Consider the following 12,910-nt stretch of genomic DNA (forward strand, 5'->3'; position numbering starts at 1 on the left):
CAGTGGAGTCCACCAGAGTGGTGTACGACGGCACCCGGTGAGCGTGTCCTGCACAGGTAGGCGCGGCCACCGGTGTGATCCTTCGAGTGAACCTTCCACAGCACTCTCGAAGAGGAGCACCACCGATGACCGCTTCCCCCATTATCGACCCTGAGCAGTTCCTGCACGAGGAGCTCGCGCAGGCGAGCCCGGACCTGATGCGTCACCTGCTGCAAACCTTTATCAACAGCCTGCTGTCCGCGCAGGCCGATGCCGTGTGCGGCGCGGACTACGGCACCCGCACGGCCGAGCGCACGAACCGGCGCAACGGGTACCGGCACCGGGACCTGGACACTCGCGTCGGCACCCTGGACGTGGCGATCCCCAAGCTGCGCGAGGGGACGTTCTTCCCCGAGTGGCTGCTGGAGCGGCGTAAGCGGGCCGAGGCCGCGCTGACCACGGTGGTGGCGACCTGCTACCTGCTCGGGGTCTCCACCCGGCGCATGGACAAGCTGGTGACGGCGCTGGGCATCACCGGCCTGTCCAAGTCCCAGGTCTCGGTGATGGCGACCGAGCTGGACGAGCAGGTGGAGTCCTTCCGCACCCGCCCCCTGGACGAAGGGCCCTACACCTTCGTGGCCGTCGACGCCCTGGTGCTCAAGGTCCGCGAGGGCGGGCGCGTGGTCAAGGTGTCCGCCCTGGTCGCGACCGGCGTCAACACCGAGGGCTACCGGGAAATCCTGGGCCTACAGGTCGCCACCGGCGAGACCACCGCCTCCTGGCTGGCGTTCTTCCGCGACCTGGTCGCCCGCGGCCTCACCAGTGCCGGGCCGGTCGGGCTGGTCACCTCCGACGCCCACGCCGGCCTCGTGGAGGCCATCGGTGCCACCCTGCCCGGGACCGCGTGGCAGCGGTGCCGCACCCACTACGCCGCCAACCTCATGTCCGCGACCCCCAAGTCCTCATGGCCGTGGGTCAAGACGCTGCTGCACTCGGTGTACGACCAACCCGACGCCGAGGCCGTGCACGCCCAGTTCGACCGCGTCATCGACACGCTCACCGACAAGCTGCCCGCTGTCGCCGAACACCTCGAGAGCGCCCGGGCCGACATCCTGGCCTTCACCACCTTCCCCAAGGAGGTCTGGCGCCAGATCTGGTCCAACAACCCCCAGGAACGGCTCAACCGCGAGATCCGCAGGCGCACCGACGTCGTCGGCATCTTCCCCCACCGCGAGGCCCTCACCCGCCTCGTCGGAGCCGTCCTGGCCGAGCAGCACGACGCCTGGACCGAGCAACGACGCTACATCGGACTGGACGCCCTCACTCGGTGCCGACACGCCCTGATCCCCACCACCACCGACCCCGAGGAGATCACTGCTACCGTTCCCGCACTGACGCCCTGATCAACCCCATCGAGGGATCACCGTCGAACACCACTCCACTGGACTTGACCCCAGATCCGCAACCTCACCTCTCCCATCGTCATCAAGCAGCACATCGAATTGCCGTGTCGTTCGCAGTTCCCGGGCGGCGAGGTACTGGATCGAGTCCGGGCGCTTGTCCTTACCCTGCGACTCAACCTTCAGGTTTACGCCCGGCCAATCCAGCGCGACAAGGTGTTCGCGGTCGAACGCGGGCGTGTCCTTCGCGCGCAGCACCTGCCGGCCGTCTAGGACGAGCACATCCCCGGCAAGGACCAGGGTCGGCGGGTGATCGGTCAGCCAACGCGCAAAGGGCGCTTCGTCGCCCCGAGTCGTCAGGACGGTCGCATCGGCCTGGTCTGCGGTGACTTGTAGGCTCCGGTCCTGGGTGCTGAGCGTGTACTCCAACTGCCAATGCTGGTTCTGGTCCGCGGACTGATGCACCAGCGCGAGACGTTTCAACTCTCCCGGGGCCAAGGGGAGCGCGACTAAGTCCAGCTCAAGCAGCGAATACACGCGGCCTTGACGCTCGATGTCGGGCAGCGACGTCAGGCTCTCGTACACCAGCGCGGGCCACTCCACCGCGAGCAACATCTCCTCCGGAATCTTCATCAGCGGCTCCGGAACGACGAAGCCGCGAATGACCTCGGCGACATCGATGCTGGCGTCCAAGAGCTTGTCACCCTGCTCGTCGCACCACTGGACCCACTCCTGCACACTGCGGGCAGCCCGCGGGCTCCAGATCCGCCCGGACCGGGCCGCGCTGATCACCGTTCGTTCGCCGTTGGCGAAACCCTTTAGTGCGATGTGTGTCTGCGACTTCGTCCCGGTGTTCTGGACGCGCAGGCCTGCGCTCACGTCCCCGCCGGTGTGCATGCTGAAGCGGTTATCGCCGTCAATGAGGTCGACCAGCCCGACATTAGTCGGGACCGGGTAGCCCAGACCGCTTAAGACCCGGAATGCGACCGCTTCGTGGAGCAGTTCGCCCGGCCCCTGAAGCACCGCCTCGGCGAGATCCTCGAATTTGCTTGATTTTTCCGAACCATGAATGAATAACAGTCGGCGCTTAGGGTCGAAGCGCATGACTACCAGTTCATGGGTCGCGTCCTCCATCTGCGCCGATGACGACCACGGCACCGCGTCCAGCCTCGACACCACGAACCAGGCCACATTTCCCTCGTGCCCTACAGTAAGCGCGGACACTTCGGCACTGGCGGCCTCGAACACGCTTGGGCCCGCAGCCGGGTCCCACGAGTTCGACGAAGCTAAGAAGGCGATCGCGCTGACCGTCGGGCGCAGCGTCGAGGTCGGCAGCGCCTCTCCGGCAGCTCGGAAGGACCGGTCGAACTCGGCGGTCCGCTCCGCCTCGATGGTCAAGCGCTCACTTTCGTCCCGCATGATCGCGTTCCAATCCGCGTCCTCGCGGTACAGGTCGCTCAGCGGCGACATCGCGCTCTGCGCGTCGCGGGCGGCAAACACCGACGCGGTCCCGAGGTCGCTGTCCTGTGCGGTGCGGGTGAATCGACCGACCAGTTGGATGAGTGGGCTGAGGCTCTTGCGCGAGTCGTGCAGAGCGGCGATCTTCAGTTGCGGCATGTCGAAGCCTTCGCCGAGCATGTCGACGCAAATGATGATGCGGCTGGTTCGTGAACGTAGAGCTTCGAGAGCGGCGCGCTTGGCCTTCACCCCGAGCTGACTATGGATCACGACCGGCGCGAAGTCGGGGGCGATCTGCTCGTAGAGCGGCAGTATCTGCGCCGTCCGTGCCACCGAACCCACGCGCGCCATGATTAGGTGGTCGAACCCGCTTTGTCGGTCGCGTCGGAGTCGTTCGACAGCTGCCGTCGCGATGAGCCGATCCGCGTCGTTGAGGCTGACGATGGCGGAGTAAGCGATCTCGCGGTAGTACCCGGCCCTTTGAGCGGCCGCGAGCGAGTACCGGTAGATCTGTCGTCCACGCAGGTCCTGCTTGTCGCGCCGATGGGGCGTAGCGGTGAACAGCAGCACGCGGCGGCCAGGAAAGTGGGAGATCGCTGCCTGCCACGTTGCCGCAGGAGCGTGGTGAGCCTCGTCCACGAATAGGTGGCTACAGCCTTCTAGGAGCACTTCCTTGGCCTCTGCGGAACACGCGCGCAGCGAATCCGGGGTTGCGACGACCACCTGGGCGGCAGCCAGGAGCGCGCGGGCGTCCTCGACGCTGCTGATGCCGCGTGCAAGCTCGGCGACTGCCGGGCGCAGGGCCAGAGGGTTGACGATGCCCTCGCGCTGTAAGATCCCCAGGGTCAGAAACTTCGTCGCGATCTGCTGGCGCAGGGCCGCAGTCGGAACCAGCACCAGCAGATGCGCCACACGCTCGTGAACGGCGATCGCGAGCATAGACTCGGTCTTGCCAGTGCCCGTCGGCATGACGATCAGACCGGGCTCGTCGTTGCTAGACAGAAAGTGGCCGACCGCTGCGTGCACCGCGCCGACCTGTGGGCTGCGAAGCGCGCCCTCCCCGTCTGGATCGCCGAAGTGAAATGCGTCCCTCCACGATTCCAGAAGCTCCTCGGGTTCCGTTAAGCCTGCCGAACCGCTCCAGACCAGCTCCTGCGCGTGTTCGGTCAGCAGGAGCACAGCGCCGTCTCTGACCCTTTCGACTGATCCGCTAACCACGGGCCAGGAGCCATACACTCCCGTGACCCTGCGCCCGTCGGATGTGTCGTCGGCGTCCGAATGGCTGTCCTGCACCGCCGCGGTCATCGCTGGCACTAGGAGTTGTCGGACCTCGTTCCCAGCGATCTTGACGGGCTGCGCCCAGAGTTCCGGAACCGTCGCCGTTTGCTGGACGCGCTCGTCGGAAGTCATGTATAGACCGTAGAGGGTGATGCGGGCGAAGTGAGGCAAGACTGCCCGGGTGGGAAGGAACTGAAACGCTTGCATCACCTTCTCGGTCCGAGCGAGCGTCACAAGCGGGCGATGTGCACCTGCGACCTAGTGGTCGGAACGCGGCGGATAGACGCACGTCAGAGTAGCGCCCATGACCCGCTCCGAACTCTTGAAACCGATGGCAACCAACGCTCGCAGGGACGACACGCCTATCAGCCGCGAACGGGATGGTGGTCGAGGGTGAGCCGGGTAGTTCGCGCCGCAACTTCGCGCGACAGCCGCTTCCAAACCTCGCCCACCCCAGCCGCGCTACCCCTGAGCTGTTCTGATGCATGTCGGCGGCACGAGCTACCGTTGCTCACGAGCGCGTGAAACCGCCAGGCGCGCGTAGGGACGAGAGAGGGCGGAATGGACGGGCGCGTGCCGTGGGGCAGGTTCGAGGGCAACGACGTCGAGGCCGTCGTCGCCATGATGCTCAACCGTGAGCACCCTGATTCGGTTCGCATCACCCCCTCTCGGGGCGACGGTGGCGTGGACATCCTTGACCGCGGCGCGGCAGACGGGGGCGGGGACGTCGTGTACCAGGTGAAGTCGTACTGTGCGCCGCTCACCGCGAGGCAGAGGAGCGAGGTCGAGAAGTCTCTGGGCCGGTTGCTCGACCCGGAAAAACGTGACCCCAGATGGGAGGACCTGAGCGTCACTGAGTGGCGGCTGGTCACCCCGTGGGACCCGACACCGGAAGCTGACGCGTGGCTGCAGGGGCTCGGGTCGACCTACAAGGTCAAGGTGCGCTGGGACGGGTTGACCGTCGTTGACCAGCTGTCAACCAGGTACGACGACGTCGTGGACTTCTACCTGTATGGGGGCAGCTCCGCGGTCGCGAAGGCGTACGAGAGCGCCATGGCCATGATGGCCATGGACCCTGGAAGCGACGGCTCCGTCCCCGTGCCCGAGCTGGCCGCTCGCATCATGACGGCTCTCGGTGCGCTCGACCGTGACCCGCATTACCAGTACGAGCTCCGGTTCGGCCATGGCGAACCGGCCGACCCCGCACCAAGGCCCAGGTACTTGTTCGGCCAGTACCTCGTCGACACGCACGCGAGGACGTGGCACGCGATCGACGTCATCGCGCGCTGCGCGGAGTCCGCCAACCAGCGACCGGTCACGGTTAACGGTGAGTTCGTCGCCCAACCTGGCTCCGACTTCGCGGACACCCTCAAGGACTTCGCGCAGTTCGGCACGCCGTTCACCAGCCCTGAGGGCGCCTTCAGCGGGAACTTGGACGCGCCCGGAGGACTTGGCGGCGACCTGGACGGGGCCGTTATCACGGTCGGTCCCAGTGCGGATGCTGACCTGGGCGACAACACACACCTGCGATTGGAGGTCCTTGACCCAGAGGGGATGGTTCTCGCCGAGGCGTTCGTGAACCGAACCGAGCGCAGCCACGGCAGCGCAGGGCTGCGCGTGGTCCTGGCCGAGGTCAGTGGCATGTTCGAGCTTCACCAACGGTTCAACCTGGCAGACGGCACCATGGAGATGCGCTTCGAGGTGCATCCGGTCGCTGGCAGGCCGGTGTCGGCTGTCCTGCCCGCCGCCACTTTCCTCGCCGCATTTCACCATCCGAACGCGATGCGTGTCAGTGCCGCTCACGCACCCGGCCGGCTCGGGTCCAGCGACTCCATCCCGGACGGTGTGGACCCGGCCTTCACCGAGCAGGCCCGTCGCGGAGCCGAACTGCTGAGCATGCTCGACCAGCTGCAGCAGCACACCAACACAGTGATCACTGTCCCGGACAGCGCCGCGATATCGAAGGAGCAGGTGCGTGAGTGGCAGTTCGTTGCGGCGGTTTTGAACGGCGAGCCCGTCACCGTCACGATGCCCGAAGGGGCCGGTTTCGATGTCACCTTGGCGCCCGGCACCACGGCTCCGCACGACTCGTTCGCGATGCAACTGCCCCTTCAGATGCACGTGGCAGACCAGCCGCTCGACTTCGGTCACGTCCTCGTCGAGTTCACGGACCCGCAATTGGTAGCGGATCTCGGCACCGACGATGAGGGTCGGCCAAGGTTTCGGTACACGACTGCGGACCGGACGGTGCGGTACGTCCTGCCGGGCACCCCTAACGGCGAGTAAGACGTCTGGGCCACCCGCCCAGACGGCGCGCCGGACCTCTGTTGCCGGCCCTTGCCCGACTCAGGCGAAAGCCTGACTTGTCACTTACGGAAACTTCCGTTCAGTCGGGCAGTGAATACAGGTGATGCTGGAGGTGGTGGAGCAGATGCGGAAGTGCTCATTCATCGGTTCGTCCGGATCGTCAAGGAGACCAAGCTTCTGCGGCCGACCGCCGACCACTGGCCAACGCGAGTAATGGGCGCGGGGAGGTTGTCGTGCTCAATGGCGCTGAACCCAGGACCAGGCTCTGGCTCAGCGACCGAACGGCGCGTACCTTCTGCTGTCCCTGCCCCAGGGGCGTGCTACTTCTTGGGCTGGTCGGTGGCGGCGCCACTGGGGCGCATCCCCGTGCACTTGACGATCCTGGGGAGTGGGCTTGGAACCGCTGCCCCCGCGCGTTAGCAACCAGGTTGTCCCGGTCTGCGCGGTGCTCATGAATCGTGCCGCGAGGTGGTCAACGGGCGAGTAAGCTTGCCACTGCGATCACCAACGCCAGGAGACTGGTTGTCAGCACCACGGACTGCAGACGAAGATCGGCGCTCGTGGCTGCCAGAGTCCCTAGAATCGTTAATTGATCGCGAGCTCTGGGTTCCAGGTTCAGAACCCAGGAGGCCCGGCTAGATACATTTTCTGCCAACATGCCCAGCATGTCTAGTTGCTCTGGCCTGCTTCTCCGCCATTCGGGTACTGCTTTGGGCTCAATGCAATCCCATCGCCACTCTGCATCGTTGGCCGTCCAATCTCGTAGCTCGGTGGCTACAAGCGAGGCATCGAAAGACAGGGTCGACAGAGTGTCTCGGCTCGACTCTAAAAGGAAGGCGGTGCGGGCGCTATGGAAGTCGGAGGATGCTAGTCGATCTCGCAGGCGACCGAACTCCTTCTCATAATGGACAATGAGGCACAGTGCGGCGAAGCGCATGAGGATACCGCAAAAGGTCATGCTAAGTTCGTGCTCGTTCGACGGTAGAGGATCAAGACGTGCTCTTTTCGCTTGTCGCACCTCGTCTTTCGCAGGCCGTGTTTTACCCCCGGTTTGGGAGCGAGCATCAATCGCGTTCTCGCGCCGGCGGACTGCGGCGCGGAGTTTCCGTCCCCAAGGTCGTGTCGCTCGGTCGATCCGCCGGCGTGTGCGGCGATGACGGCGCCGGCGACGCCCTGCCGCGGCCGTCGACGCGCCGTTCTTGGCGACTACTGCCTCCCTCGTGTCAATGGCGCCATCCCGCAGGGCGGACCCAGTGCTAACGTCTTGGGCGCCTGCGACTATCGTCCAGCCCTCGTCTGTAGTGCGAAACGGCCATCCGAGTCGCCAGCCTGGAGTGGAGGCGCACTCCCACGCATCGAAGTCGGCGTCGATCGATAGGAGAAATCTGTGGTCGTACGGACCGTCTCCGCGATAACCCGAAGCGAAGGGAGCTCGCTCTTTCGTGGTGATGAACTCCATGCAGGGCAGGGAGAGCAGGTTGAAGTCCTTGGAGAACGTGCCTGCGAAGTTCTGGGCTAGCCAGATCGAAGCTTCTTCCTTCACCCTGGCGCGTTCTGCCCGCAAAGCTTCGGCCTTACGATGAGATGCGGAATGATACCGCGTAATCGGGCCGCGTTTCTCAAGGCGCAGGTATCGATCGGTCCGCAACTCATCATCCAGCAGGCGCGCGGAACTCTCCGTTAGTGAGAACGTGGCGATGAGGAATACTACGCTCGGAGTAGGTGAGAATGCTTTGAGGACAACCCCTCCGAAGTCGGGCGGAAGGTCCATGGGGATCGTATCCATCCACCTGCGTTCCCCCCCTGCAGGGTGGCCAGATCCCACGTTCACCCAACTGCCAGTCCGACTTGTCTGCCGCACCCGGTCCGCCCATGCGTAGACATCCGGAAGTCCTGTACGCCACTCCTCCGGGATGCCCAGTTCGCGGCATCCGGCGACTAGGTTGTCGAGGTCGCCGCCTACGAAGCACTCGGCCACCATAAGGCAGGGGCGACTGATGGCTTCACCCGTGGGCGGACGCGATGCCCGGTTTTCTTTCGTGTCTTGCTCTCTCCAGAAGTCACCCTCGGGCATGTCGTACTCGGGTGGAGACTCATGGGTTATGGCCACGTCAAGAGCATATGGGACGGGGAGGCCTCAGCCATTGACCAAGTCCTCAGGGTCCCAACGCCCGCAGCCCAATGACCACCCACGTCGGCGGAGAACGGATCTCGTAGACCTAAACCAGAGAGCGCTCGGGTCGCCGCCGTTCGGCGTCGCGACTTGCAGTCTGTGTCCGTGCTCCCGACTGCCGTCCGCCCATGTCAGTTCCAGACACCCGCTCATCGGCGAGTCGTGACGTATCGGCCGCCGACCAGGCCCGAGGACCCCCGTCCACAGGGGGGCCCAGAGCGGCCGGAGCGATGCGGCCCCATAGTGGGCGGAAGGACCCGCCGACGACGGCGCTAACGGGAGAGCGCGCGTCGGCACGCAGGGCAGTCGGGCGAACGTCCCGTGTTCCCTGGGAGTCGTGCTGTCACGACCCTCAGGGCTGCGTCTTGGTCAAGCGGCTGGGGGAGTGGTGGGAAGAGGTGCACATCCAGCAAGGGCGGGCCGAAGTCGGTGAGCGCTGGGATGGGGGCACGCGATGACACGTTCTCTATCCAGCGTCGGAAGCCCTCAGGCCGGAGCGCCCCGGTAGCCAGAGGCATCGATCTTTCGGCTGCGTCACGGCGAGTGGTCGCTGCTCGCAATGCGACTGAGCGCGGCAGCTATCTCAGCGTCGCGGCCTCCCGCGACGTGCTGATACCGCAGTGCCGCCTGCGGGGTGGAGTGGCCGAGGCGTCCCATGAGCTCAGCCAAGGTCGCACCGGTCTGCGCCGCAAGCACAGCTCCGGTGTGGCGCAGGTCGTGCCAGCGAAGGTCGGGGCGGCCCGCTTCCGCGCGGGCGCGGTAGAAGACCCTGTAGAGAGACGCCGGCGCGAGGTGGCGTGATGAGTCACCCGCTGCGGGGAAGAGAAGGGTGTCGCGTCCTTTGGCGAGTGAGTGAAGGTGATTGCGCAAGGCAGGGATCAGGTGAGGTGGGACGGCGACGTCTCGGACACCAGCGTCCGACTTCGGTGCACCGACCACGTATTCGCCGTCGACTCGGCTGACAGCCCGCCGGACCCGGAGCACCCCGAGGCTGAGGTCTACATCCTTGTGACGCAGCTCGGTGAGCTCGCCGAAACGAAGGCCACACCAGGCGGCGAGCAGTGTCATCACCTGGTAGCGCTCAGGCATCGCCGAGACCAGTGCCTCGAGTTCAGCGACTGACGCGGGCCTGATCTTGTGCACCGTCTTGGCGTTGCCGGCGCCACGGATGTGGCAGGGGTTGGCGGGGAGCAACCCGTCCTGGACAGCCGTGGTCAGGATGGCGCGCAGGAGCGAGTAGCAGTGCGCTCTCAACGTCGGGGTTCCTGTGCCGGTGCGGGCGTGCCAGTCGCGGACGGCCTCCGGCGTGATGCTGGCTGGACGCAGGGTGCCGAAGCGGGGGAGGAGTTGCCTGTCGAGAAGCTGGCGGTAGTGCGCGCGCGTCCGGGGTTTGAGTGCCCGATCACGTAGCCACGTCTCCGCGTACTCGGCGAAGGTCGTTTGTGATACCTGGCCGTCCTGGCTGGCCGGTCTCCACTTGCCCAGCGTGATTGCCGCCCGCTGGATCGCGAGCCAGGCCTCGGCGTCGCCCTTCGTGCTGAAGGTGGTGGGTGCCGTGTGGGTGATGCCGTCCGGCCCGGTGTAGCGTGCCTGAATCCGACCGGAGGGCAGCCTGCGTACGGAGCCGAAGCCCGCCCTTCTTCCTCTTGTGTTGCCCCCGGAGCGCGGGGGTGTGCTCGTCATGAACCGAGCTTCTGGGTCCGGTCCGGACCTGAGGGTCGTGCCAGATACGTGCCAGATACGTGCCAGAACGACGGTGTATCTGTGACCATTCCTGTCCGCATGTGACCCCTCCAGCTTCGCCTATACCTGCAGGTCAATGACGGTATCAGTACTGGTAGAAGGCTGCCAAAGAGCAGCGTGTGAACCAGTTTCAAACCCAGTATCGCCCACCAGTAGGAACCCCCTCTGACCAGGCAAGACGCCGGGGCAGAGGGGGTTTCTCTTTGTCCGTGCCCCAATCGTGCCCCGTTCGGCGTGGCTTGCCCACCATCGGGGCACGATTGGGTGTCGGTGGGCGTAGGTAGGCTCGGCGTCGTGAACGACGAGGTGACTGAGAGCGATACGGACAGCCTGCCGACTCCAGGCGACCCGAACGGCCCCTGCCCGCGCTGCGGGCGCCACGCCCACTTCGACTCGGCCGCATCCGAGGTCGGCCTCGTCTTCCGCCGCGTGGGGACGGTGGGGGGCGGCTCCGTCGCCACCGAGCGCGTAGGCGTTCTGCGCTGCCAGGCGTGCCGGGAAGCCACCGTCGTAGTGACGTCGAACTTGGGCACCGGCCTTCATTGGTACCCGGCGCCTGGCGCCGGAGTGCTGGACCCGGCCGTTCCCCCCGAGGTCGCTTCCGCATACGACGAGGGCCAGCGATGTCTTAGCATCGGGGCCAATCGCGCGGCCGCCGTTATGTTCCGCTCCACGCTGATGCTCTTCGTAAAGGACAAGGGGGGCGACCGAGCTAGGGCCGAACGGCACCTAAAGCCAGCCCTGAAGATAATGCGCGATGACGGTTCGCTCCACAATTCTCTTGGGGATTGGGCGGAGCACCTGAATCAACTCGGGAACGAGGGGGCGCACCCCGAGGATTACGACGAGGTGACAGCCGAGGAAGCCAAGGACTTGGCCCGCTTCGTGCGGCACTTGATCCAGCACGAGTACGAGATGCCTGCGGCGCTGCGGCGAGCACGCGGGCTACCCGTTGCTGACTGACGAGGGCGGCCAGCGGAAGGCGTTCCCGCCCATAGCACCTCGCCGTGCTATGGGCGGGCCTGCCGGTATCGCTAGATGCCCCGGCCCAACTCGTCGGCGAGGCTGGTGGCGTTCGTAAGCGCCTCGCGGCGGTTCTTGGCCTGCTGGCGGACGGCATGGGCTGCACGATTGTTGTGGCTCTCCACCTGATCCGCGGTGGCGCCTAGGATCGCTTCCACCTTGTCGATCAGGCCCTTGAGTTCCATACGGATCTCTTCGGCCGTCGCGTTGGGATGGAAGGTCACAGTGAAGGTGACGGCTCCCTCGCTCATCTCTTGGCCCTCTTCGTCTTCGTCGCCCCCCGCCCATGCCGGGTTATCTGTGAGTCGCACGGTTGGCGCCTTAGACCACGCCCCGCCCTCCGGGAAGTACTGAAGCAGAATTGCCTCACCGGCTATTGGCACGGTGAGCGAGACCCGAATGGAACTTCCACTGCTGTCTGTGTCATACCGGGCACGTTCCCTGAGCAGAGTAGGCGGCACCAGTCGGTCCGCAGCCTTCCGCTCGACCGCCTCTTCGGTGAGCTGCTCCAGATCAGCGCTGAGGACCCCACGGCGAAGCCGCTCCATGCGGTCGTCGAGGTACTTGGATAGTGGGCTGGCGAACAACTTCGAGGTTGTGACGAACGGCATGGGTGTTCCCCTCCTGGTCGGCTGTGTGGCATTCCTACCCTGGCACGTGCCACTGACACACCGCCGGGTTGTCCACAGGTGGCTGCCCGGTGTGCCGGTGCCCGCTGGTCCGCCGGGGCCGTCGAGCGGCCGCTCAGACATAGCGAGCGCCCCGCCCCACGGCTTCCACTCCCGGGGGCGGGGCGCTGAGCGCGGCGGCCTGTAGGCGGGCGGCCAACCGCGCTGGGTGCGCTCACGGCCGGGGCCAGAACCCCAGTCGCCGCGCTGGTCTACGGGACGGGGGCAGGTGCCTCCCGGTCAATCAGGTCCGGCTTGCGGATGGTGTTGGGCACGGCCAGGGCCAGGGCCAGCGCCATGACGAGGTCGCCGTGGCCCTCGCCCTCGCGGCGGGGGGACTCGTACTGCGTGCGGCCGCTGGGGGTGATCTTCTGGCGGAACGCCAGCATCTCGCGCTGGAGCACGTCCACCAGCGGGCCGGGCGCCACCCGTAGGCGGCCGCTCTGGAGGGTGGTCTGCACCGCGCCGATGAGGTCGGCCTTCGGCAGGTTCCAGCCGTTGCCGTGCTCGCCGCCCGTGATGGTGACGCCGATGGGCTGGTGTGCCCCGGCCAGGCGGCCGTCGCGCCAGGCCTCGCGGAACATGTCCATCACGGCGGTGCCCACCCCGGTCCGGTCCACCACCAGCAGCCCGTCGGTGGACAGCGGCGGGCGCCGGGTCAGGCGGGCCACGTCGTTGACGATGTCGGGGTAGGCGGTGCCCAGCGGCCACCGGGCCATATGCACCACGTGGTACTCCTCGACGGGGCGGACCATGCGCCCGGCCAGCCGGTGCAGCCCCTCCACGGTGAGCGTGCCGGGCGGCACGAGCAGTCGCTCGACCACCACCAGCGCGGTGAAGTCCTGCTGCCCGAGGTCCAGGCCGATCGTGAAGCTTCCCAT

Annotated in this window: 7 protein-coding genes; 3 read left to right on the forward strand and 4 right to left on the reverse strand. The window is 66.1% G+C overall.

The features are described from left to right. The first annotated feature begins 125 nt into the window (after positions 1-125). Positions 126-1,382, forward strand: coding sequence for an IS256 family transposase (locus tag ACTMMA_RS17020; RefSeq protein ID WP_441190474.1), 1,257 nt, complete (start codon positions 126-128; stop codon positions 1,380-1,382). Here the strand turns inward: ACTMMA_RS17020 and ACTMMA_RS17025 are convergent, their stop codons facing one another. Beyond that, on the reverse strand, positions 1,383-4,247 hold the full coding sequence (locus ACTMMA_RS17025; protein WP_441191299.1) for a DEAD/DEAH box helicase: 2,865 nt from the start codon (positions 4,245-4,247) through the stop codon (positions 1,383-1,385). 429 nt (positions 4,248-4,676) lie between these two features. On the opposite strand from ACTMMA_RS17025, the gene ACTMMA_RS17030 reads away from it, so the two are divergent. After that, positions 4,677-6,401, forward strand: coding sequence for a hypothetical protein (locus ACTMMA_RS17030; RefSeq protein WP_441191300.1), 1,725 nt, complete (start codon positions 4,677-4,679; stop codon positions 6,399-6,401). A gap of 2,728 nt (positions 6,402-9,129) precedes the next feature. On the opposite strand, the gene ACTMMA_RS17035 is transcribed toward ACTMMA_RS17030, so the two are convergent. After that, positions 9,130-10,278: a tyrosine-type recombinase/integrase gene (locus tag ACTMMA_RS17035; RefSeq protein ID WP_441191301.1), complete on the reverse strand. Its 1,149-nt coding sequence runs from the start codon at positions 10,276-10,278 to the stop codon at positions 9,130-9,132. A gap of 354 nt (positions 10,279-10,632) precedes the next feature. On the opposite strand from ACTMMA_RS17035, the gene ACTMMA_RS17040 reads away from it, so the two are divergent. Beyond that, positions 10,633-11,301, forward strand: coding sequence for a DUF4145 domain-containing protein (locus ACTMMA_RS17040; protein ID WP_441191302.1), 669 nt, complete (start codon positions 10,633-10,635; stop codon positions 11,299-11,301). A gap of 71 nt (positions 11,302-11,372) precedes the next feature. Here ACTMMA_RS17040 and ACTMMA_RS17045 read toward each other — a convergent pair whose 3' ends face one another. Then, on the reverse strand, positions 11,373-11,972 hold the full coding sequence (locus tag ACTMMA_RS17045) for a hypothetical protein (RefSeq protein WP_441191303.1): 600 nt from the start codon (positions 11,970-11,972) through the stop codon (positions 11,373-11,375). 269 nt (positions 11,973-12,241) lie between these two features. Beyond that, positions 12,242-12,910 carry a hypothetical protein gene (locus ACTMMA_RS17050; RefSeq protein WP_441191304.1) on the reverse strand — a complete coding sequence of 223 codons (669 nt, stop codon included), beginning with the start codon at positions 12,908-12,910 and terminating at the stop codon, positions 12,242-12,244.

Source organism: Ornithinimicrobium panacihumi, assembly GCF_052073805.1.
GTDB lineage: Bacteria > Actinomycetota > Actinomycetes > Actinomycetales > Dermatophilaceae > Ornithinicoccus > Ornithinicoccus panacihumi.

Bases quoted from the DNA above. Each gene is read 5' to 3' on its own strand.
- ACTMMA_RS17020 (WP_441190474.1), top strand. From the start codon at position 126: ATGACCGCTTCCCCCATTATCGACCCTGAGCAGTTCCTGCACGAGGAG.
- ACTMMA_RS17025 (WP_441191299.1), bottom strand. From the start codon at position 4,247: ATGACTTCCGACGAGCGCGTCCAGCAAACGGCGACGGTTCCGGAACTC.
- ACTMMA_RS17030 (WP_441191300.1), top strand. From the start codon at position 4,677: ATGGACGGGCGCGTGCCGTGGGGCAGGTTCGAGGGCAACGACGTCGAG.
- ACTMMA_RS17035 (WP_441191301.1), bottom strand. From the start codon at position 10,278: ATGACGAGCACACCCCCGCGCTCCGGGGGCAACACAAGAGGAAGAAGG.
- ACTMMA_RS17045 (WP_441191303.1), bottom strand. From the start codon at position 11,972: ATGCCGTTCGTCACAACCTCGAAGTTGTTCGCCAGCCCACTATCCAAG.
- ACTMMA_RS17050 (WP_441191304.1), bottom strand. From the start codon at position 12,910: ATGGGAAGCTTCACGATCGGCCTGGACCTCGGGCAGCAGGACTTCACC.